This is a genomic window from Arthrobacter sp. NPDC097144, assembly GCF_044762205.1.
GTDB lineage: Bacteria > Actinomycetota > Actinomycetes > Actinomycetales > Micrococcaceae > Arthrobacter_B.
In genome coordinates this window covers 60,652-81,293 of sequence record NZ_JBIWDW010000004.1, presented here as the reverse complement: position 1 = coordinate 81,293, position 20,642 = coordinate 60,652, and the positions used below count along the sequence as shown (strand labels likewise).

Below are 20,642 nucleotides of genomic sequence, written 5' to 3'. Positions count from 1 at the left end.
ACATGACTTTCGCAGCTACCCCTGTACCCACCGCGGGCTTCATCGGCTGGCGGGGCATGGTCGGCTCAGTCCTGATGCAGCGCATGCAGGATGAGGGCGACTTTGACCTGATCAACCCCGTGTTCTTCTCCACCTCCAACGCAGGCGGCGCCGCGCCGGCCTTCGCCGAAGGCGCCGGAGAGCTCCAGAACGCCTATGACATTGAGGCACTGGCCAAGCTGCCGATCATTGTCACGGCCCAGGGCGGCGGTTACACCTCCGAGGTTTACCCCAAACTGCGCGACGCCGGCTGGAACGGCCTGTGGATCGACGCCGCCTCCACGCTGCGCATGGAGACAGACTCGATCATCGTCCTGGACCCGGTGAACCGGGACGTCATCGACGCCGGGCTGGCCCAGGGAGTGCGCAACTTCGTGGGCGGCAACTGCACCGTATCCTGCATGCTCATGGGCCTGGGCGGACTGTTCCGCAACGGCTTGGTGGAGTGGGGCACGTCGATGACGTACCAGGCGGCCTCCGGCGGCGGAGCCCGGCACATGCGCGAGCTGCTCAACCAGTTCGGGTCCCTGAACTCCGTGGTTGCGGACCAGCTTGCGGACCCCGCCTCGGCCATCCTGGACATTGACCGTGCGGTGCTGGCCCAGCAGAAGAATCCTGACCTTGGCACCTCGCAGTTCGGCGTGCCGCTGGCAGGCTCGGTGATCCCCTGGATCGACGCCGACCTGGGTAACGGCCAGTCCAAGGAAGAGTGGAAGGCCGGCGCCGAGACCAACAAGATCCTGGGCCGGGATACGGCCGGACGCATTCCGTTTGACGGGCTATGCATCCGGATCGGCGCCATGCGCTCGCACTCGCAGGCGCTGACCCTCAAACTCACCGAGGATCTTTCCGTGGCGGAGATTGAACGCATCATCGACGCAGACAACGAATGGGCCAAGGTGGTTCCCAACACCAAGGAAGCTTCCATGGCTGAGCTGACCCCCGTGGCCGTCAGCGGCACCCTGGACATCCCGGTGGGCCGTATCCGCAAGCTGGAGATGGGCCCGCAGTACATCAGCGCCTTCACCATTGGGGACCAGTTACTCTGGGGTGCAGCCGAACCCCTCCGGCGCATGCTGCGGATCGCCACCGGAAACCTCTAGGCCCAGCCCGGACGCGAGCCTGCAATCCCTCGAGGACGCAGGCCGGACCAAGACAAAAGCGGACCCCTTCATGGCGGAAGGGGTCCGCTTTTGTCTGCACATCGAGTGTCAGTGGCAGGTGAAAAGGTGCGGCTATGGACAAGTTCACCGTGGAAGAAATCCTCAGCACTTTCTTCACCTTCAGCGCCGAAGGCAAGCAGACGGCTACCGCAGCGCGGTACGGCAGGGTCCTGGCACAGTTGCGGCTGTATCTGGAAACGGACGGCTGGATGTACCTGACGCCGGACCGTGCCGCACTGCTGGATCTGGAGCGGGCTTTTGCGCCGGAGAACGCCTTTGTGCGGCTCTTCGATGCCGAGGACCTGCTCTATACGCTGCACGGCTTTCTGGGGCCCCAGTGGCTGCTCCCGGGGCTGCAGGACCGCCGCACCCAGGTCAGCCTCACCTCCCGGCTGGTGCAGTGGCTCTGCAGCCGGGCGCTGGTGGACCGGACCTGGCATGCCTGGCAGGTTCGGGACGTTCTGGCCGCGGCGGAAGTCATGCGCCGGGAACGGGGCAGCACGTCCTAGGCGGCACCGCGTTCCAGGGTGCTGCAGGTTCTGCGGTGCACCGCTGCTTCCCGCCGTGTGCAGCGGAACCCTGCAGTGCGGTGCCAGATTCGATAACTGCGCAGCCGGACCCTACAGGGAGCAGTTGATCAGCAGCGGCTCGGGATGCAGCCGGATACCAAAGGCGTCCTCAACGCCGTCTGCCACAGCCCGCGCCACTGCCAGCAGATCCTCCGCTGACGCATTGCCGCGGTTGGTGACGGCCAGGGTGTGCTTGGTGGACAGCGATGCCCGCCCTCCGGCCAGTTCCGTTCCCTGGCCGGTCTCCGGAAGGCCGAAGCCCTTGGGGAAACCGGAACGGTCGATCAGCCAGGCCGCACTGAGTTTGACCATGCCCGGCTCCGCCACCGGATAGCGGGGTGCTTCGGGCGGCAGGTGGGCGGCGGCGGCCTCCGGAACCACAGGGTTCGTGAAGAAGGATCCGGTGCTGTAGGTGTCCGGATCCTCGGGATTCAGCACCATGCCCTTGCCTGCACGCAACCGCAGGACCTCGCGGCGGACGTCGTCGGCAGCGGCCCGCTCCCCCACCTCCACGCCCAGGGCGCGGGCCAGCTCCGCATAGCGCACAGGTGCACTCTCCATGCCCCGGGTCAGGGCAAAGTCCACGGTCAGGACCACGTAGCGCGGCGAGCCGTTGTCCGTGGCCCGCTTCAGCACCGAGTCGCGGTAGCCAAACTGCAGGTCCTCATTGGAGAAGTCCACAATGGTGCGGGTCTCCCGGTCCCACGCCCGGACACCGGTGATGCTGTGCGAGACATCGGCGCCGTAGGCACCCACGTTCTGGACCGGCGTCGCACCGGCCAATCCGGGAATGCCGGAGAGCGCTTCAAGTCCTGAGCAGCCCTCGCGCAGCGTGTGGGCCACCAGCTCATCCCAGGGGTGGCCGGCCTGGGCACGCACAGTAACGGTGCCCTCATGTTCGGTGATCTCCAGGCCGCGGGTGGCGATGTGCACCACGGCTCCGTCGAAGCCGGAATCGGCAATCAGCAGGTTGGACCCGCCGCCCACCACCAGCAGCGGCTCTTTCGCTTCATCGGCGGCACGGACCGCCCCGATCAGTTCGTCTTCGGTTTCGGCACTGATGTAACGGCGGGCGGGACCGCCAACCCGGGACGTAGTCAGCGAGGCCAGGGGCAAAGAAGTTAGAGCACTCACCAGATCCGTACAACCGCCTGCGCCTTGACCAGGACCTTCTGGCCGTTGAACGTCACTGTGAGATCCACTCGGGCGGTGGACTCGTCCGGGTTAAGCGCTCCGATCACTCCGGTGATGTCGACGACGGCGCCCGCCTCTCCGTCGACGTCCTGAACGGGAACCGGCCGGGTAAAGCGGGTCTGGTAATCAAGGACGGCGCCGGGATCGCCGATCCAGTCCGTCACCAGCTGCACGGCCGCGCCCATGGTGAACATGCCGTGCGCGATGACACCGGGCAGCTCCACGCTGCGGGCGAAGCGCTCGTTCCAGTGGATGGGGTTGAAGTCTCCGGAAGCTCCGGCGTAGCGGACCAGGTCCGCCCGGGAAATCTCCAGTTTGGCTGTGCCGATTTCCTGTCCGGTGGCCAGTTCACTCAATGCAATCGACACGGCGTTACTGCCCTTCTCCGCGGACGAGGATGGATGACACGGCAGTGGTGATTTTCTCGCCCGCCGTGGTGGAGATTTCCGAGCGGGTGGTCAGCAGGGCGCCGTCGCCCATGGCCCGGACAGAGTCCACATGAAGTTCGGCAATCAGTTCATCGCCGGCCACGATGGGACGGTGGTGGGTGAAGCGCTGGTCTGCGTGGACCACGCGGGTGAAATCAATGCCGGCATCCGGATCGGAAATCAGCTGTGCATCGGCCCGCTGGGCCACGATGACGGCGAAGGTGGGCGGAGCCACCAGATCGGCGTAGCCCAGGCGTGCGGCTTCGGCTACGTCATAGTGGGCGGCGTGGCCGGCCTTGACCGCACGGGCGAACTCGCGGATTTTCTCGCGGCCCACCTGGTAGGGCTCTCCGGCGGGGTAGCTGCGGCCCTGCAGCTCGGGGTTGATGCTCATTTGCTTCCCTTCATCCTGCGCCGGGTATCCCTGGCTCGAACCACCATACCGCCGAGGTGCAGGCACATGCCCACCACAATCACGGGGACGGCAATGTACATCAGCAGCGGAGCATCCGTCAGGGCGCCGATGAGAACCATCAACACTCCGGCGCCGGAGATAACGAGCGCGGAGACCACCAGCTTGCGGTACAGGGCGGAACCGGTCTCCCACGGGGTGTTTAGCATCCCCCCAGAATACAGGGGGCCCGCCTCGGGCCGCGAAACGGGACGTCCGTCACCTCCGCGGCACGGTGTCTCCCGGCGGCTGAATGCGACGGCTAAAAGAGCGCTGACTGCAGGGCCGGAAGCTGGCTCCGGTAGGAGCCAAGCTGCAGCCGCCGGCCCTTGAGCCGGGCCAGATCCGCCAGGAACGGTGTGTCGGAGCCGTCCGCTGCAACCAGAGCTGAAGCACCCACCATCGCTTCGATGACCAGGCCGTGGTCCCCGGCGCCCGGGTCCAGCGGATAGGGCACGGCCGCGGCTGCACCCAGCACGGTGCCGGCCTGCTCGGGACGCTGCCAGGTCTCATCCGCCACAGTGAACCCGTCGAGGCCGGATCCGGTGATCAGCCGGCGCGCTGCGGCAGCGTGTCCGCAGTTGGTGCGATCCAGGACGGTGTCGGGCATCGGCTGCATCAGCGCAGCTGTTTTGGTGCCCGAGCGCACGGCCTGCACCAGTCCCGCTTCCGCTGTGACCAGGTCTTCGAGGATGCGCACCACCCGGCCGTCGTCAGCGCGGGCAATGTACCGGGCGGCCACCGCGCCCTGCTCCACCAGGCGCAGGCGTTTGCGGCCCTCCGCGGCGGTCCCCACCTTGGTGGTTCCATCCGCGAAGGTGGCGATGTAAAGCCAGTGCGGCTGGGCCAGGTAGAGCTTCAGTCCTGGTGGGGCAATTCCCGACCGGTGGACGTTGTGGACCAGGCGCCAGTCGTCCCGGGCAAAGCAGGGCCCGCACTGGTAGCCGCGTTCAGCGGGCGAATGTGCCGGGCAGGGCCGGGAGATTCTGCTGTGCCGGTCCTGCACCTGGACCGACCCCAGGCAGTGCCTCAGCACGCCGCCGTCGCCGGGGAGCACCCGGTAGGACAACCGTGTTCCGGCGTCGAGCCGAAGCTGCCGGGAAGCACCGTCAGGAGAGCTCAGCGCAAGGTACGGGCCGCCGTCGTCCCAGGAAATCCCCGCCGACAGATACCGGCCAACAGCAGTGCCCACAAGCTGACCTCCGACGTTCGTAGTTAAAGCAATGGGGCGGGAGACGCATTCGCGTTCCCGCCCCATTATCCCGCCCGGACCGGACGGGCCGCAGCGCTGGCGCCGCGTGTCCCGAACGTGCTTAGGCGTGCTGCCCTTCGTGCTCGCCCTCGGCGATTTCTTCCAGCAGCTTGTCGTTGAACGCCGGCAGGTCGTCCGGGTTGCGGCTGGTGACCAGGCCCTGGTCCACCACCACTTCCTCGTCGCTCCAGTTTGCTCCGGCGTTCTTCAGGTCCGTGGCCAGCGTGTGGTATGAGGTCACATCCCGGCCCTTGACGACGCCGGCCTCGATCAGCAGCCATGGTCCGTGGCAGATGGAGGCTACGGGCTTGTGCGCTTCGAAGAACGCGCGGGTGAAGGCCTGTGCGTCCTTGTCCACGCGCAGGAAGTCCGCGTTGACTACGCCGCCGGGCAGGACTAGGGCGTCGAAGTCATCGGCGCTGGCGTCCGCCACGGCCAGGTCAACGGTGAACGTTTCACCCTTGTCCACACCGTCGAATCCCTGGATGGTGCCAGTGGACGGCGAGACCAGGGTGGGTACGCCTCCGGCCGCTTTCACGGCCTCCCAGGGGCTGGTGAGCTCAATCTGCTCCACACCGTCAGTGAGGAGAAAAGCGACCTTCTTGCCGGAAATATCATGATCAGACATGTTGCCTCCGTTTCGCAGAGTTCCTGGGGCGGGGTCCGCCCCGGGAACGTTTGGTTCGGTGTCTCCACCCTAGGAAGGAAGGGCAACAATAAGCAACCTGACTAAAAGTCCAGGGGCTCGGCTGCTGATTCGGCCGCACAGCGACGGGCAGCTGCCGCCGGGGTTTGGGCAAACAAAAAACCCCCGGATAAACCGGGGGTTTTTGCTGGTAGCGGTGGGGAGGCTCGATCTCCCGACCTCACGATTATGAGTCGTGCGCTCTAACCAACTGAGCTACACCGCCACTAAATGAGTGAAGCCCGTGTCCCTAAATGGCCTCTGCAAAAACAAACAGCCTTAGCAACACGGGCCCTCCCATTGAGAGCCCCGACCGGGAATCGATCCCGGGACCTCCATCTTACCAAGATGGCGCTCTACCACTGAGCTATCGGGGCAACGAGTAAATACTCTACCAGCACTTTTCGAGAACGTGAAATCGGCGAAAATCCGCACCAATTAGGTGATCCGCGCCACTGCCTGCCGGGTGTCCGGGACCCCCTCCCGGAGCCCTATTCGAGGCTCCCGGCACACCAAAAAACGGTAAGCCGGACCCCTGCTTGTCAGTATGCTTATGGTACGAGAAAGTAGGCATAGGTGACAGTTTCACCGCAGTACCCGGACGGTGCCCTGCTGGGCGGGCGATACCGTCTGGAGAACATGATCGGTGCCGGTTCCATGGGCACGGTGCACCGGGCCCGGGACGAGTTCCTGGACCGGAACGTGGCAGTCAAGCTGGTCCGTTCAGGAGCATCGACTCCGGAGGAACAGCAGCAGATCGACGTCGAGGCCAAAGTCCTGGCGCGGCTGAACCATCACAGCCTGGTCACCCTGCTGGATGCCGGAACCCATCTGCGCACCGGGGACCGTACCTCGGGCAGTGCTGAAGAACACCAGGTGTATCTGGTCATGGAACTCGTCTCAGGCCCGGACCTGCGCCGCCGGCTGCAGGACGGTCCGCTGCACCCCCGCAACGTGGCCCAGTTGGGCTATGACCTGGCCGTGGGGCTCGACTACATGCACGGCGAAGGCGTTGTGCACCGGGACGTCAAACCGGCCAACATCATGCTTTTTGACTATCGCGGCGACGACACCCGGCTGCGTGCCAAGCTCACCGACTTCGGCGTGGCACTGATCGCCCGGGATCCCCAGCCGCAGAGCGGAACCTTCACCGGCACAGCGGCCTATATGAGCCCGGAACAGGCCCGCGGCGACGCCGTGGGCCCTGAAAGTGACATTTACTCCCTGGGCCTGGTGCTGCTCCAGTGCCTCACCGGAGTCTCCGCCTACCCCGGGCCTGCCCTGGAAAGTGCCGTGGCACGCCTCCTGCGCCCTCCTGCCATCCCTCAGAGCGTGGAAGAAGGGTTCCGGGTCCTGCTGCGTGCAATGACGGCCTTGGAGCCGCAGGACCGCCCATCCGCCCATGAGGCGTCGCTCGCCCTGTATGAACTGGCTGTTGCGCCGCGCTCCCGCCACCGGAGGAGCCTGCCGCTGATTCCGGCTGATGAAGCTGAGCGGCTCGCAGCGGTACGCAGCTACAACCTCTTGGACACTCCTCCTGACGGCGCCTTTGACCGCATCACGGCCCTGGCCGCACGGCTGTTCTCCGTTCCGGTGGCCATTGTGAGCGTGGTGGACACGGACCGCATCTGGTTTAAGTCCGCCCATGGAACGGATGTGGGAGAAATCGGCAGGGATCCGGGGCTGTGTGCCTCCGCAATCCTCCAGAACGATGCCTGGGTGGTTTCCGACGCACGGGTGGATCCGCGAACGCTGGCCAATCCGCTGGTGGCCGGTGAGTTCGGCCTGCAGTTCTATGCCGGGGTGCCGCTGCAAAGCCGTGACGGCTACAACCTGGGCACCCTGTGCATTCTGGACCGGGAACCGCGCGAGTTCACCGAAAGTGAGGTGCGGACCCTGAAGGATCTGGCCGCCATCGTCATGAATGACCTTGAACTGAGGCTGGACGGCCAGCGCGCCCTCGTTTCGTAACCGCGCCGCCGGCCGGGCGCCTTGTGCGGCCCTGAACCGCTGCGCATAAATGAGAAAAGAAGGGCACCTCCGAAGAGGTGCCCTTCTTTTGTGCGTCAATCCGCAGCGTCAGTGCGGCGCCTCTCGGCACCGCACCGGCTCATGCAGTGATTAGTCGCGGAAACGCGGTGCGCGGGTGCCGGCCGGCTTGAAGCCGCCGCGGTCGCCGTCGCGCTTCTTGAAACCGCCGCGGTCGCTGCCGCTGCGGTCACCGAAGCTGCGCTCGCCGTCGCGCTTCTTGAAATCCTTCTTGAAGCCGCCGCGGTCGCCGCGGTCATTGAAGCCGCCGCTTTCGCGTTCGCGGGCCGGCTTGCGGCCGTTGTCCAGCTCGAGGTGGATCAGCTCGCCGCCGATCCGGGTGCGGGACAGGGCGCGCAGCTGGTCCTGGCTGAGGTCAGCCGGGAGCTCGACGAGCGTGTGGTCGGCGCGGATGTCAATGCCGCCGATCTGCGCCGAAGAGAGTCCGCCTTCGTTGGCGATGGCGCCAACAATGGAGCCGGGCATGACGCGCTGGCGGCGGCCGACGGCGATGCGGTACGTCGCATTGCCTTCGGTCAGCGGGCGTGTCGGGCCGCGGGAGCCGTTGCCGTCATTGCGGCCTTCGGAGCGCTCGCGCTGGCGGGCCGGAGCCTGGGGAATTTCTTCCATCAGCAGCGGACGGCCGCCCTGGGCCATAACGGCCAGGGCTGCGGCAACTTCCTCGGCGGTGACGTCGTGGTCGGCCAGGTAGGTCGTGACCAGGTCGCGGAAGACCGAGACATCCTCGGATGCCAGGGTTTCGGTGATCTGCTCGGAGAACTTCGCCAGGCGCTTGTTGTTCACAATGTCGATGCTCGGAAGCTGCATGTGCTCAACCGGCTGACGGGTGGCCTTCTCGATGGCCCGCAGCAGGTACTTCTCGCGCGGGGTCATGAACAGGATGGCGTCGCCGGTGCGTCCTGCACGGCCGGTGCGGCCGATGCGGTGGACGTAGGACTCCGTGTCATGCGGGATGTCGTAGTTGATGACGTGGCTGATGCGCTCAACGTCAAGACCGCGGGCGGCGACGTCGGTGGCAACCAGGATGTCGATCTTGCCGCTGCGCAGGGCCTCGACGGTGCGCTCGCGCTGCTGCTGCGGGATGTCACCGTTGATTGCTGCCGCGAGGTAGCCGCGGGCCTTGAGCTTGTCAGCCAGGTCCTCGGTAGCCATCTTGGTGCGGACGAAGGCGATGACGCCGTCGTAGTCTTCGCTTTCCAGGATGCGGGTCATCGCGTCCAGCTTGTGCGGGCCCATGACCTGCACGTAGCGCTGGCGGGTGTTCGCACCGGTGGTGGTCTTGGACTTGACCGTGATTTCCGCCGGGTTGTTCAGGTACTTCTTGGCGATCTTGCGGATGGCGCCGGGCATCGTGGCGGAGAACAGTGCCACCTGCTTGTCGGCGGGGGTGGTCGCCAGGATCTGCTCGACGTCTTCGGCGAAGCCCATGCGGAGCATTTCGTCGGCCTCGTCCAGAACCAGGTACTGCAGGTTGGACAGGTCCAGGGAGCCCTTGGAGATGTGGTCGATGACGCGGCCGGGGGTACCGACAACAACCTGTGCACCGCGGCGCAGGCCGGCCAGCTGGGGGCCGTAAGCGGATCCGCCGTAGACGGGCAGGACGGTGAAGTTGTCCATGTACTTGGCGTAGGAAGCGAAGGCTTCAGCGGACTGCAGGGCCAGTTCGCGGGTCGGTGCCAGCACCAGGATCTGGGTGTCCTTGGTGGCCGGCAGGGCCGCCATCAGGGACAGGGCGGGAACGGCGAACGCGGCAGTCTTGCCGGTACCGGTCTGCGCCAGGCCGACGACGTCGCGGCCTTCAAGCAAGAGGGGGATGGTGGCTGCCTGGATGGGGGACGGCTTTTCGTATCCGACATCAACCAGGGCCTGCAGAACGCGGGAATCAAGACCGAGATCGGTGAAGAGAACCTGGTTCTCTTCAGCCTCGGGAGCGGCGTTTGCTGCGGTTTCGGTGTTTTCTACAGAGTCAAGCAAAAGAAATAATCCTCATTCAATTGGGATGTGCGGCCATAACGGCCGCAGGACGTAAGTCCGGCGCTATTGCAATCCCATGGCAGGACTTTCCGTCACAGCTGTAGACCAATTTCACTGGATTGTGATCAGTGGCCGGTGTGACGATTTCTTTGCCGGCGCTCCCAAAAGATGAATCTGCCCGCATTCGAGAATGCGGGCCCCAACACAACGTACCTTGCGGTTAGAAACCGCAGGAAAATAAGGGAATACCGGAGTGGGGGATGTTTCAAGTGTACGGCATGCAGGGGCCGGACCGTCCATACCGCGCGGTGAGCTTGGGCACAGAGGCACCGCATCGGGCCCTACCGGACCGGTGCCGGTGCGGTAACTCCGGCTGTTTCCCGTGCCTGCAGCGTCCGGAGCACCTTGAGGATTTCCGGCGAGGGCTTGACCTTTCCGGCGGCTGCGGCAGCACTGAGGACGCCGGCCTGTTCTGGTGTCAGCCCCCGGAAAACGTCTCCCGAGGTGATTCCATGCTCGGGCCGGGCAATAACGGTGACCGGATCCCCGGCAGTGATGCTGCCGTTGCGGATGACCCGCAGGTAGGTTCCGGTCCGGCCCGCCTGGGCGAACCGGAGCACCCAGCGCGGCTGCTTCATGCGCACGGCGAAGTTACGGCACGGAGTGCGCGGACAGGTCACCTCCAGGACGGTGCTGTCCCCGATCTGCCAGCGCTCACCGATCACCGCCTCGGACACCGGCATGCCGCTGATGCGCAGGTTTTCTCCGAAGAGTCCGGGGCGGATGGCGGTGCCCAGTTCCTCTGCCCAGTAATCGGCGTCGTCCTGCGAATAGGCGTACACCGCCTTCGACACTCCGCCGTGATGCTTGCGGCTGGCCTGGATGTCCCCGCTCAACCCGAGGCCGTGCACCTTCACCGGGCCGGCGACGGGGCGCTTGTCGATCGCGGTCACGCCGGTGTTGTCGGTGGTGGGCAGCAGTTCATGGACACGGCACACGGCCAGCAGGGTTCCCGGGGTCATGCCGATCATCCTACGAGGCCTGCTTCCCGATTGGCACTCCTCCACGACGGAGCATTTCCGCGCTGCGGGCCGCCCGCCGGGCGAATGGCCGAGATGCCGAGTGTCGGGACGATGCCGCAATGAACGCCCCGAAGCGGCGCCATCCCTACTCTCGATGGCCGGAAGCAGCGTGATGTCCACACTCGGCTCGGGCCTGCTGCTGAGGAGATGGCGTAGTCCCTGCACAGGCCGGCCTTTTGTTCCACGCGGGAACTCAAATCCACTGCTACAGGATGTCCGACACCAGCCGGCACCGGTGTTGAAAGGATCCACGCGTGCGCACCGCATCTGAACTTCCTTCTGCCCTGGCCCAGCGATCATTTGCCTTGCCGGAGTCGGATGCCTGCGGTGTTTCCCGCGGACGCACCCGGGCCAGGGACCTGAGAACCGTCAGCCGTGGCGTGCGGGTGCCGGTTGGCGTGGAGCAATCGCTGGCTCAGCGTATCCGCCCTCATCTTGTTCTGCTGCCGGACGCCGTGGTCAGCGACGTGACCGCGGCGCAGCTGTACGGGATGCCGCTGCCTCCACAGATGGAAGCCGAGGACTTGCTGCACTTCACCCGTCCTGCCGGAAGCGCGGCAATAGTCCGGCAGGGAGTCCAGGGGCATCGGCGAGGGCTTTCACCGGCGGAAATCGAGGACGTCGCAGGGATACCTCTAACCGGTTTTGCCCGGACCTGGGTCGATGTAGCCGGCCGCTTGGACCTGGACAGTTTAGTTGCCGCTGCCGACTGGATGGTGAGCGCGCACCGGCGTGATTTCGGTCCACCGCGAATCCCCAAGATTCCCCTGGCGGAGCTGCATTCCTATGTTGCTTCGCTTCACGGCACCCGCTTCCTGCGGCGGATCGAAGAAGCTCTGGCGCTCGTGAGGGTGGGAGTGGATTCACCACCGGAAACGCGTCTCAGACTAATGATGCTGCGCGGAGGCCTGCCGGAATTCACGGTCAACTGCCGCATAGAATCGCCCCGAATCCACCGGGCAGTATGGAGTGATTTAGGCAGCCCGGAGTACCGCGTTTGCATCGAATATGACGGATTGCATCATCTGACGCCCGAGCAGCAGGCCTCGGACAATGAACGGGATGCGCTGACCGCACTGGCAGGGTGGCGCCAAATCAAGGTCAACCGGTTGCAGCTGCGCCAACCCGAGGCGGCCGTCCTTGCCCCGGCCCGCCGGGCCCTCCGGGACAACGGATGGCATCGCTGATGGTTGCCCCGGCAGTCACCGGTTTGCGGAGAACTCGCGGTTCTCCTCGAGTGACGAGATCCCGCCGGATAGACACATCGGTTGTCGAGAATATGCACGAATGGCGCGCTGACAGAGGCATTTTCGCGACACTCGACGGGCCGGAGGGGTCGGTGCAGCTAGGACTGGACCTTGTTCGCCCGGGGCGCGGGGATCTGCTCGGACACGGACTGCGTCCACCAGTGCTGCGGACGGCTCTTCCACAGCGCCACCAGCCACCAGACCATCAGTCCGACACCCCAGAAAACGCCGATGCTGGAGGCCATCAGCCACGCCGTCGGCACCTGGGAATCAAGGTTGGGTGCTCCCATCAGCCAGCCGATGGCCTTGGGAGAAAGCAGGAAGACCACAAAGGAGGAAACCAGCAGAACCATCCCCCAGCGCCGCACTGCGCTGCCCTTCTGCGAGTAATCCGCAATGTTGCGCCAGAGCACGGGAATGAAGAGGGCCACCCACACCCAGTGATGGGACCAGGACACCGGGGAGATGAGGAGCATCAGCAGGGCCGTTGCCGCCAGGGCGGTCATCAGGTCTCCGCGGTTGCCGGCCAGCCGGATGATCATGGTGGAAGCAGCCACCGTCAGCAGCGCCAGCAGCAGCCAGGGCAGGTCCACCGGGAAATCCGGGCCCGTGAAGTGCAGGATGGCGCCCTTGATGCCCAGGTTGTCCACATACCCCGCCCCGCCGATCCGGGAGGTGTCCGGCAGCAGCTCGGCCCAGTAGGTGCGGGATTCGCGCGGCAGGATCAAAAAACCCAGCCCGAAGGTGGCCAGGAAGCCAAAGGCCATGTTGCGCAGACCGCGCCAGTCACCGCGCGCCAGGTAATACAGGCCAAAGACCAGCGGCGTCAGCTTCAGGCCCGCGGCAACACCCGTGAGCAGCCCGGCGGGCCAGCCTTCGCGCTTGACCAGGAAGTCCGCCATGATCAGCCCGAACAGCAGGATATTGATCTGCCCGAAGGCCAGGGTTTCCCGCCACGGGCCGAGCAGAATCACAAAACCGATGGCGGCCAGGGCCAGCGGCCGCAGCCGGTGGTTCTGCAGGACCGCCCGGACGCTGGGCTGGCGGAAAGCGTAACGCACTCCCAGTACAGCTGTGGCTGCAGCAATCAGAAGCGAAATACCGGTGAAAATGTTCAACCCGATGCTTTGCCCGAAGGGTGCCAAAACAGCGAACACCAGAGCGGAGAACGGCGGATAGGTGAAGAGCAGGCTGCTGCCTTCGCGGTACTGCAGTTCCTTGGTGTACAGCGCGCCGCCGGCGTCGAGCACGCTCTGCCCGCCGGTCAGGTAGACACTGAAATCGAGTCCGTGCCGCGGGGAAATCACAAAGGCGGCCACGGCCAGGGCAACTGCTGCGAGGAGAGCTGCCAGCGTCACCGCCAGCCGGGCCGTTCCGGATCGGGTCTTCAGGCCCATGATTCTCCCTGCACTACAGCCAGCCTAGATATTACGTTCGCAAGTCTACCGGCGGGCCGCGCCTCCACGGACTTTCCCGGGCGCAGGATAGGCTGGGCGCACTCAATCCGCCCTTGGAAGGTTGCTCATGTCCGCACCGGTTCTGGCCATCATCAATGCACGCGTTGTTCCCGTCACAGCCCCTCCGTTCACCGGCACCGTGGTGCTGGCTGAAGGAAAAATCCGGGAGCTGGGTCCGGACGTGCAGGTTCCCGGGGGCGCGGAAGTGCTCGATGCCGGCGGCCAGTGGCTCCTGCCGGGCCTGGTGGACGCACACACCCACCTCGGCGTGCATGAAGAGGGCGAAGGCTGGGCCGGAAACGACACCAACGAAATGACGGATCCGGTCATGGCCGGTGTCCGCGCCATTGACGGCGTGAACCCGCATGACCTCGGTTTTGATGACGCGCTGACCGGCGGAGTCACCGCGGTGAACATTAACCCCGGCTCCGGCAACCCGATCGGCGGCCTCGCCGTCGCCCTGCACACGCACGGCCGGTATGTGGAGGAAATGGTCCTCCGCTCCCCCAGCGGACTGAAGTCCGCCCTCGGCGAGAACCCCAAGCGGGTCTACAGCGACAAGAAGCAAACACCCTCCACCCGCCTGGGCACAGCGCTCGTCATCCGCAAGGCGTTCATGGATGCGCAGAACCACATGGGCAAGAACGACGACGACGACCGCGACCCCCAGCTTGAGGCGCTCGCCATGGTGCTGCGCCGGGAAATTCCGTGGCGCCAGCACGCCCACCGGGCGGACGACATAGGCACGGCCCTGCGGCTGGCCGACGAGTTCGGCTATGACCTGGTCCTGGACCACGGCACGGAGGCGCATCTGCTGGCCGATGTGCTGGCCGAGCGCGGCGTGCCGGTGCTGATCGGCCCGCTGTTCACCACCCGGTCCAAGGTGGAGCTGCGCCAGCGGAGCATGGAAAACCCCGGAAAGCTGGCGGACGCGGGCGTGGAAATCTCCATCATCACCGACCACCCGGTGGTTCCCATCAACTTCCTGATTTACCAGGCGGCCCTGGCCGTCAAGGAAGGACTGGACCCGGAGACGGCGCTGCGCGCGGTGACCATCAATCCGGCCAAGGTCCTGGGTCTGGCGGACCGTATCGGTTCACTGGAACCTGGCAAGGACGCCGACATCGTCCTGTGGAGCGGAGACCCGCTGGACGTGATGCAGCGGGCCCTGAAGGTGTGGATCGGCGGCCGTGAAGTCTACCGCTATGACACGGAGACCCGGACGCCCGTGGTGGCCGGCCGCCAGTGATCCGAGCCGCCATCCGCCCGCCGGCGCCGCGCAGCCCGCGCACTCCCCTGCCCTCGATCATCCGTGCTGCTTCAGCTGCCTGGCTGGCCGCGGCATTCCTGGTGGGTGCAGCCGGAGTTTCCTTCATCGTCTCTGCCCACACCCAGCACCGGGACACCGCCGCACTGACCGGGCTGGGCTGCGTGGTGCTGGCGGTGGCACTGCTGATCGTGTTCACCGTCCTGCGGCTGCGGACCGGCAAGCGCAGCGCACGCGAAACACTCACCACCGTGGGCCTGATCGTGGGGGTGCCGCTGCTGTTCCGCGGCCCGGCCCTGATTGCCCTGGCGGCCCTGCTGCTGCTGTGTGTGCTGATTCTCTGGCTTCCGCAGAGCAGCAGGTTCTTCCAGGAACGTGATCCGAAGGCCCGGCGGCGCTTCTTCGGCCGGCGGTAGCCCCCGGATCACGGTTCCCGGTTAGAGCCGTCCCAGCGCCTGCTCGAGGTCAGCGATGAGGTCCTCGACGTCCTCGATCCCGACCGAAAGCCGGAGCAGGTTCTCCGGAACCGCCAGCTCGGTGCCCTTGACGGAGGCGTGAGTCATCTCTGACGGGTAGTTCATCAGGGATTCGACCCCGCCCAGGGACTCGGCCAGGGTGAATACCTTCGTTGATTCCGCCACCTTCCGCGCGGCAGCTTCTCCGCCCTTAAAAGTGACCGAGACCATTCCCCCGAAGTCCTTCATCTGGGCCTTGGCCAGGGCATGGCCGGGGTGGTTTTCCAGCCCCGGGTAGAGCACGTTTTCCACGGCCGGCTGGTCCTGCAGCCAGGTGGCAACGGCCAGAGCGTTGGAAGAGTGCCGGTCCATGCGCACGCCCAGGGTCTTCAGCCCGCGCGTGGTCAGCCATGCTTCCATTGGTGCAGACACTGCGCCCACCGCGAACTGGATGAAGCCGATCTTCTCGGCGGCGGCGTCGTCGTTCAGGATGACCGCTCCGCCCACCGCGTCCGAGTGCCCGCCAATGTACTTGGTGGTGGAGTGCACCACGATATCCGCGCCGAAGGCCAGCGGCTGCTGCAGATACGGCGACGCGAAGGTGTTGTCCACCACCAGCCAGGCTCCGGCGTCGTGCGCGGCCTGGGCGACGGCGGCGATGTCGGAGATCTTCATCATCGGGTTCGACGGCGTTTCCAGCCACACCATCTTGGTGTTGCCGGCGGCGATGGCTGCGGTGAGGGCACCGGCGTCGGACATGTCCACGGCGGCGTTGGTGATGCCCCAGGCGGAGAGGACCTTGTTGATCAGCCGGTACGTTCCGCCGTACGCATCGTTGCCCAGGACAATATGGTCCCCCGGCGCCAGCAGCGCACGGATGAGCGCATCTTCCGCGGCCAGCCCGGAGCTGAACGAATACGCGTGGGCGCCCCCTTCCAGCGCGGCAAGCTGGTCCTGCAGGGCATCGCGGGTGGGGTTGGTGCCCCGTCCGTATTCATATCCGTTGCGCAGTCCGCCAATGCCGTCCTGGGCGTAGGTAGTGCTCTGGTACAGGGGCGGAATTACCGCACCGGTGGTGGGATCAGGGGTTTGGCCCGCATGGATGGCGCGGGTGTTAAAGCCTTCACTCATGGTTTGCTCCTTGCTCAACTGGCTGTTTGCTTAGACGCTCATGTAGGACAGCAGGTCATGCCGCGTGAGTATTCCCACCGGCGCCCCCTCGGAGGTGACCATGACGGCGTCGTGCTCCCGCAGCCGCTCCCTGGCGGCCTTCACCGAATCCCCGGCGCCGATCAGCGGCAGCTGCGGTCCCATGTGTTCACTGATGCTGTCCGTGGGCTTGGCTTCGCCGCGGAACAGCTTCTCCGTCAGCGAGCGCTCGTCGACTGATCCGAGAACCTCGCCGATCCGCACCGGCGGTTCCTGGGAGAGGACGGGGATGCAGGAGACCCCGTATTCGGTCAGGATATTGATGGCATCCAGGACGGTTTCATTCGGATGCGTGTGCACCAAATCCGGGAGCGATCCGTCCTTGGTGGCCAGGACATCCTGCACGGCAGACTCCTGCTCGGTCCCCTGCAGGAAACCGTAGGAGCGCATCCACTCATCGTTGAAGATTTTGCCCATATAGCCGCGGCCGCTGTCCGGCAGCACCACCACCACGACGTCGTCCGGGCCCAGCCCGCGTGCCGCGCGCAGCGCCGCAACCACCGCCATCCCCGAGGAGCCGCCCACCAGCAGTCCTTCCTCCCGGGCGAGCCGGCGGGTCATGGCAAATGATTCGGCGTCGTTCACGGCAATGACCTCGTCCGGAACGGCAGGGTCATAGTTGCCAGGCCACATATCCTCGCCAACGCCCTCCACGAAGTAGGGACGCCCGGTGCCGCCGGAGTAGACCGAACCCTCCGGGTCAGCTGCGATGATCCGCACGGGACCGGAGGGGCGGTCCGCTGACACATCCTTGAGGTAGCGGCCGGTGCCCGTGATGGTGCCGCCGGTGCCGGCTCCTGCCACGAAGTGGGTCAGCGTGCCGTCCGTGTCATCCCAGATTTCCGGGCCGGTGGACTCATAGTGGCTCACCGGGGCCGACGGGTTGGAGAACTGGTCCGGCTTGTAGGCACCGGGAATTTCACGCACCAGACGGTCGGAAACCCCGTAGTAGGAGTCCGGACTTTCGGGCGCGACGGCGGTGGGCGTGACCACTACTTCCGCACCGTAGGCGCGCAGCACGTTGCGCTTTTCCACTCCCACCTTGTCCGGGGTGACGAAGATGCAGCGGTAGCCCTTCTGCTGGGCCACCAGGGCCAGGCCGACGCCGGTGTTGCCGCTGGTGGGCTCAATGATGGTTCCGCCGGGCTTGAGTTTGCCCTCCCGTTCCGCGGTCTCGATCATCCGGACCGCGATGCGGTCCTTGATGGATCCGCCCGGGTTCAGGTATTCCAGTTTCACCAGCACGGTGGCCGCAATGCCCTCCGTGACGTGGTGCAGCTTCACCAGCGGGGTCTTGCCGATTAGGTCCAGGACTGTGTTGGCATACTTCATGTGCAACACGTTACTTGTTCACCCCGAACGGTCCAGCTTTCCCCGGAACGCAGCGTAGCAAAAGCCACACCGGCTGTTCCCGCTCCCGGGGGAAGGCTGTCGGAGGTGCGTGCGACGATGGAGTTATGTCCCTGTCTGTACCGGTGTCCGCTGCTTCCGGACCCGGAGCCGCGTCCCTTTCCCTGCTGTGGGAATCGAACCGGCCGTTCCGTTTAGCCCAGTCACTGGGCATCCTCGCCCACGGGCGGAAGGATCCAGCGGTACGGATCGGTCCCGGTGTTGTGTGGCTGGCGTTCTCGACGCCGGAAGGCGACGCCACCCTTGCCCTCACCGAACAGCCCGCCCCCGCACCGGGGGCCCGTGTACTGGCCCGTGCCTGGGGGCCCGGCGCGGAGGCAGCGCTGGCAGGTGTTCCCGCCCTGCTCGGGGAAACCGACGACTGGACCTCCTTCGATGACCCGGATTTCACTGCCACCCTCCCCGCCGCGGTAGCGCAGACCCGACGCCGGAACCCCGGACTGCGGCTTCCCGCGACCGGCCGGATGCTGGACAGCATTGTTCCCGTCATCCTGGAACAGAAGGTCACGGCCATGGAGGCCTATTATTCGTGGCGGTATCTGCTGTCCCGGTACGGCGCCGATGCGCCGGGACCGGCACCGGCCGGGCTCAAGGTTCCGCCCGCTGCGTCGGCCTGGCGCCGTGTCCCGAGCTGGGAGTGGCACCGCGCCGGGGTGGATCTGCACCGCTCCCGAACCATCCTGCGGGCCTGCGCCGTCGCCTCCGGTTTGGAACGTCTGGCGGGCGTTCCGCTCGGTGAGGACCTGACGGCCCGCTTGTGCTCGGTGCCCGGAATCGGTCCGTGGAGCGCTGCGGAAATCACCCAGCGCACCCATGGAGCACCGGATTCGGTGTCCGTGGGCGACTTCCATCTGGCCGCGTATGTGGGTGACGCGCTGACCGGGCGCAGGACGGACGACGCCGGGATGCTGGCGCTGCTCGAACCTTGGCGCGGGCATCGGCAGCGGGTGGTGCGGCTGCTGGTCCTCAGCGGTTTCCGCAAGCAGACCTACGGCCCGCGGCTAACCCCGGAGGACCACCGCAACCGTTAGGGCCGGGCCGAAGCCGGCGCATCCGGCGAGCCCGCTCCCAGTTGTTCCGTTGCTTCCGCCCGCATCTGCACTTTGCGGATTTTTCCCGACACCGTCATGGGGAAACTGCCGCGAACCTGCACGTACCGCGGGATTTTGTAGTGCGCCAAACGTCCGCGGCAAAACTCCGCAATGGCGGCGGCGTCGGGTTCCGGAGCCCCGGGAACGACAATGATGCAGGCCATCAGCTCCTCCCCGTAGCGCTCATCCGGCACACCGATCACCTGCACATCCTGAATGGACGGATGGGAGTAGAGGAACTCCTCTATCTCACGCGGATAAATGTTCTCACCGCCGCGGATCACCATGTCCTTAATCCGGCCTTCAATGCTGACGTAACCGTCCTCATCCATCCGGGCCAGGTCACCGGTGTGCATCCAGCCCTCGGCGTCGACTGCTTCGGCGGTTTTCTCCGGTTCATTCCAGTACCCGGACATCACGCTGTATCCGCGGGTGCACAACTCGCCGATCGTCCCCAAAGGAACCTGTTCGCCGGTGCCCGGATCCACCACTTGGGTCTCCAGATGCGGCATGGTGCGTCCCACGGTTCGTGTCTGCCGCTCCAGTGAATCTCCGCGGCGGGTCATGGTGGACACGGGAGAGGTTTCCGTCATGCCGTAGCAAATGGCCACCTCGGACATGTTCATGTCCCGGATGACCCGTTTCATGATCTCCTCCGGACAGGGTGAGCCTGCCATGACGCCGGTGCGAAGCGAGGAGAGGTCATAGTCGGCGAAATTGTCCAGGGCCAGCTCGGCAATGAACATGGTGGGAACCCCGTACAGGGAGGTGGCCTGAACAGCCTGTACCGCTTCAAGCGCGGCAGCCGCGTTGAAGGTCCGGGACGGAACGACCGTGGCGGCGCCGTGGGAGAGAGCCGCAAGGTTTCCGATCACCATGCCGAAGCAGTGGTAGAAGGGGACCGGAAGCACCACGCGGTCCGCTTCCGTGTAGCCAAGCAGTTCGCCGATGAAGTACCCGTTGTTCAGGATGTTGGAGTGCGTGAGCGTGGCGCCCTTGGGGAAGCCTGTGGTCCCGGAAGTGTACTGGATGTTGATCGGGTCCTGGGGGTGAAGTCCGGCCATCCGTTCCGTCAGCGGTCCGCCTCCGGCACGGCGCCCGTCGTCAGCCAGTGCACCGAAACCGTCACCAGCCTGCCCGGTGAGGACCACCAGCTCGGTCAGGGATTCGGCAACGGTCAGTGCCCTGGTGGCCATGGCTTCGTAATCGTTCCGGGGATCGCTGGGCGCGGTGAACAGCATCCGCATGCCGCTTTGCTTCACCACGAAATCCAGCTCGCTCTGGCGGTACGCAGGATTCACATTGACGAGGACGGCGCCTGCTTTTGCGGTGGCGTATTGGATGAGGGTCCATTCCGGGCAGTTGGGTGCCCAGATACCCACCCGGTCTCCGGCGCGGATTCCTCGCGCGATGAGGCCGGCAGCAAGATCATTGACGTCGCTGTTGAACTCCGCATAGGTCCAGGTCCGCCCGGACGGGACATCAATCACTGCCCGGGAGTCCGGATAACGCAGAGCAACCTGGTCCAGGTTCGCTCCTATGGTTTCCAGCAGCAGGGGCACCGGGGAGGGCGACGAGGCATATGAGGTCAAGGCAGGCTCCTTTGGCTGCGGGGCATTC

19 protein-coding genes and 2 tRNA genes are annotated in these 20,642 nt (G+C 65.5%); 7 read left to right on the top strand and 14 right to left on the bottom strand.

From position 1 onward, the window contains the following. The first annotated feature begins 2 nt into the window (after positions 1–2). Together asd and ACIQXM_RS10265 are read left to right on the top strand one after the other, a co-directional pair. Positions 3–1,142: an aspartate-semialdehyde dehydrogenase gene (gene asd, locus ACIQXM_RS10270; protein WP_400931100.1), complete on the top strand. Its 1,140-nt coding sequence runs from the start codon at positions 3–5 to the stop codon at positions 1,140–1,142. Positions 1,143–1,276: 134 nt separating this feature from the next. Beyond that, entirely contained in the window at positions 1,277–1,711 is a 435-nt protein-coding gene (locus ACIQXM_RS10265) for a hypothetical protein (RefSeq protein WP_400931098.1), read from the top strand. 111 nt (positions 1,712–1,822) lie between these two features. Here ACIQXM_RS10265 and ACIQXM_RS10260 read toward each other — a convergent pair whose 3' ends face one another. The 8 genes from ACIQXM_RS10260 to ACIQXM_RS10225 all read right to left on the bottom strand — a co-directional run bounded on the left by ACIQXM_RS10260 (position 1,823) and on the right by ACIQXM_RS10225 (position 6,158). Further along, positions 1,823–2,905 (bottom strand): UDP-N-acetylmuramate dehydrogenase, encoded by a 1,083-nt coding sequence (locus tag ACIQXM_RS10260; RefSeq protein WP_400931096.1) that lies wholly within the window; start codon positions 2,903–2,905, stop codon positions 1,823–1,825. Then, positions 2,902–3,333 carry a MaoC family dehydratase gene (locus ACIQXM_RS10255; protein ID WP_400931094.1) on the bottom strand — a complete coding sequence of 144 codons (432 nt, stop codon included), beginning with the start codon at positions 3,331–3,333 and terminating at the stop codon, positions 2,902–2,904. Before ACIQXM_RS10255 ends, ACIQXM_RS10260 begins: the two co-directional genes overlap by 4 nt. Before the next feature lie 4 nt (positions 3,334–3,337). Then, positions 3,338–3,787, bottom strand: a complete 450-nt coding sequence (locus ACIQXM_RS10250; RefSeq protein WP_400931092.1) for a MaoC family dehydratase N-terminal domain-containing protein — start codon at positions 3,785–3,787, stop codon at positions 3,338–3,340. Then, entirely contained in the window at positions 3,784–4,014 is a 231-nt protein-coding gene (locus ACIQXM_RS10245; protein ID WP_400931090.1) for a hypothetical protein, read from the bottom strand. The genes ACIQXM_RS10250 and ACIQXM_RS10245 overlap by 4 nt, the downstream gene beginning before the upstream one ends. Positions 4,015–4,106: 92 nt before the next feature. After that, positions 4,107–5,036 (bottom strand): DUF2797 domain-containing protein, encoded by a 930-nt coding sequence (locus tag ACIQXM_RS10240; RefSeq protein WP_400931088.1) that lies wholly within the window; start codon positions 5,034–5,036, stop codon positions 4,107–4,109. 121 nt (positions 5,037–5,157) lie between these two features. Then, positions 5,158–5,724 carry a type 1 glutamine amidotransferase domain-containing protein gene (locus tag ACIQXM_RS10235; RefSeq protein WP_400931086.1) on the bottom strand — a complete coding sequence of 189 codons (567 nt, stop codon included), beginning with the start codon at positions 5,722–5,724 and terminating at the stop codon, positions 5,158–5,160. A 206-nt stretch (positions 5,725–5,930) separates the two neighbouring features. Beyond that, positions 5,931–6,007, bottom strand: a tRNA-Met gene (locus tag ACIQXM_RS10230). A 79-nt stretch (positions 6,008–6,086) separates the two neighbouring features. Beyond that, positions 6,087–6,158: transfer RNA gene (locus ACIQXM_RS10225), tRNA-Thr, on the bottom strand. 199 nt (positions 6,159–6,357) lie between these two features. On the opposite strand from ACIQXM_RS10225, the gene ACIQXM_RS10220 reads away from it, so the two are divergent. Then, complete coding sequence (locus ACIQXM_RS10220; RefSeq protein WP_400931084.1) at positions 6,358–7,752, top strand: GAF domain-containing serine/threonine-protein kinase; 1,395 nt, start codon at positions 6,358–6,360, stop codon at positions 7,750–7,752. Positions 7,753–7,902: 150 nt separating this feature from the next. Here the strand turns inward: ACIQXM_RS10220 and ACIQXM_RS10215 are convergent, their stop codons facing one another. Beyond that, a complete protein-coding gene (locus ACIQXM_RS10215; protein ID WP_400931082.1) occupies positions 7,903–9,804 on the bottom strand; it encodes a DEAD/DEAH box helicase in 1,902 nt (633 codons plus the stop codon). A 341-nt stretch (positions 9,805–10,145) separates the two neighbouring features. Next, positions 10,146–10,826 (bottom strand): MOSC domain-containing protein, encoded by a 681-nt coding sequence (locus tag ACIQXM_RS10210; RefSeq protein WP_400931080.1) that lies wholly within the window; start codon positions 10,824–10,826, stop codon positions 10,146–10,148. Positions 10,827–11,140: 314 nt separating this feature from the next. On the opposite strand from ACIQXM_RS10210, the gene ACIQXM_RS10205 reads away from it, so the two are divergent. Further along, on the top strand, positions 11,141–12,073 hold the full coding sequence (locus ACIQXM_RS10205; protein WP_400931078.1) for an endonuclease domain-containing protein: 933 nt from the start codon (positions 11,141–11,143) through the stop codon (positions 12,071–12,073). A gap of 158 nt (positions 12,074–12,231) precedes the next feature. On the opposite strand, the gene ACIQXM_RS10200 is transcribed toward ACIQXM_RS10205, so the two are convergent. Next, entirely contained in the window at positions 12,232–13,530 is a 1,299-nt protein-coding gene (locus ACIQXM_RS10200) for a glycosyltransferase 87 family protein (RefSeq protein WP_400931076.1), read from the bottom strand. A gap of 127 nt (positions 13,531–13,657) precedes the next feature. On the opposite strand from ACIQXM_RS10200, the gene ACIQXM_RS10195 reads away from it, so the two are divergent. Both ACIQXM_RS10195 and ACIQXM_RS10190 read left to right on the top strand, forming a co-directional pair. Further along, positions 13,658–14,839: an amidohydrolase gene (locus ACIQXM_RS10195; RefSeq protein WP_400931074.1), complete on the top strand. Its 1,182-nt coding sequence runs from the start codon at positions 13,658–13,660 to the stop codon at positions 14,837–14,839. Next, the gene (locus tag ACIQXM_RS10190) at positions 14,836–15,273 is read left to right on the top strand and encodes a hypothetical protein (protein WP_400931072.1); all 438 of its coding nucleotides are present in this window, start codon (positions 14,836–14,838) and stop codon (positions 15,271–15,273) included. The genes ACIQXM_RS10195 and ACIQXM_RS10190 overlap by 4 nt, the downstream gene beginning before the upstream one ends. A gap of 21 nt (positions 15,274–15,294) precedes the next feature. On the opposite strand, the gene ACIQXM_RS10185 is transcribed toward ACIQXM_RS10190, so the two are convergent. Together ACIQXM_RS10185 and ACIQXM_RS10180 are read right to left on the bottom strand one after the other, a co-directional pair. Next, the gene (locus ACIQXM_RS10185; protein ID WP_400931070.1) at positions 15,295–16,443 is read right to left on the bottom strand and encodes a cystathionine gamma-synthase; all 1,149 of its coding nucleotides are present in this window, start codon (positions 16,441–16,443) and stop codon (positions 15,295–15,297) included. Positions 16,444–16,473: 30 nt separating this feature from the next. Then, the gene (locus ACIQXM_RS10180; protein WP_400931068.1) at positions 16,474–17,853 is read right to left on the bottom strand and encodes a cystathionine beta-synthase; all 1,380 of its coding nucleotides are present in this window, start codon (positions 17,851–17,853) and stop codon (positions 16,474–16,476) included. A gap of 125 nt (positions 17,854–17,978) precedes the next feature. Here ACIQXM_RS10180 and ACIQXM_RS10175 point away from each other — a divergent pair, with 125 nt between their 5' ends. After that, complete coding sequence (locus tag ACIQXM_RS10175) at positions 17,979–18,962, top strand: DNA-3-methyladenine glycosylase family protein (RefSeq protein ID WP_400931066.1); 984 nt, start codon at positions 17,979–17,981, stop codon at positions 18,960–18,962. Here ACIQXM_RS10175 and ACIQXM_RS10170 read toward each other — a convergent pair. Further along, on the bottom strand, positions 18,959–20,614 hold the full coding sequence (locus ACIQXM_RS10170) for an AMP-binding protein (protein WP_400931064.1): 1,656 nt from the start codon (positions 20,612–20,614) through the stop codon (positions 18,959–18,961). The genes ACIQXM_RS10175 and ACIQXM_RS10170 overlap by 4 nt on opposite strands. Between the last annotated feature and the right edge of the window lie 28 nt (positions 20,615–20,642).

Coding starts and splice junctions, on each gene's coding strand:
- asd (WP_400931100.1), top strand. CDS start 3: ATGACTTTCGCAGCTACCCCTGTACCCACCGCGGGCTTCATCGGCTGG.
- ACIQXM_RS10265 (WP_400931098.1), top strand. CDS start 1,277: ATGGACAAGTTCACCGTGGAAGAAATCCTCAGCACTTTCTTCACCTTC.
- ACIQXM_RS10250 (WP_400931092.1), bottom strand. CDS start 3,787: ATGAGCATCAACCCCGAGCTGCAGGGCCGCAGCTACCCCGCCGGAGAG.
- ACIQXM_RS10245 (WP_400931090.1), bottom strand. CDS start 4,014: ATGCTAAACACCCCGTGGGAGACCGGTTCCGCCCTGTACCGCAAGCTG.
- ACIQXM_RS10235 (WP_400931086.1), bottom strand. CDS start 5,724: ATGTCTGATCATGATATTTCCGGCAAGAAGGTCGCTTTTCTCCTCACT.
- ACIQXM_RS10210 (WP_400931080.1), bottom strand. CDS start 10,826: ATGACCCCGGGAACCCTGCTGGCCGTGTGCCGTGTCCATGAACTGCTG.
- ACIQXM_RS10200 (WP_400931076.1), bottom strand. CDS start 13,530: ATGGGCCTGAAGACCCGATCCGGAACGGCCCGGCTGGCGGTGACGCTG.
- ACIQXM_RS10195 (WP_400931074.1), top strand. CDS start 13,658: ATGTCCGCACCGGTTCTGGCCATCATCAATGCACGCGTTGTTCCCGTC.
- ACIQXM_RS10185 (WP_400931070.1), bottom strand. CDS start 16,443: ATGAGTGAAGGCTTTAACACCCGCGCCATCCATGCGGGCCAAACCCCT.
- ACIQXM_RS10180 (WP_400931068.1), bottom strand. CDS start 17,853: ATGAAGTATGCCAACACAGTCCTGGACCTAATCGGCAAGACCCCGCTG.
- ACIQXM_RS10175 (WP_400931066.1), top strand. CDS start 17,979: ATGTCCCTGTCTGTACCGGTGTCCGCTGCTTCCGGACCCGGAGCCGCG.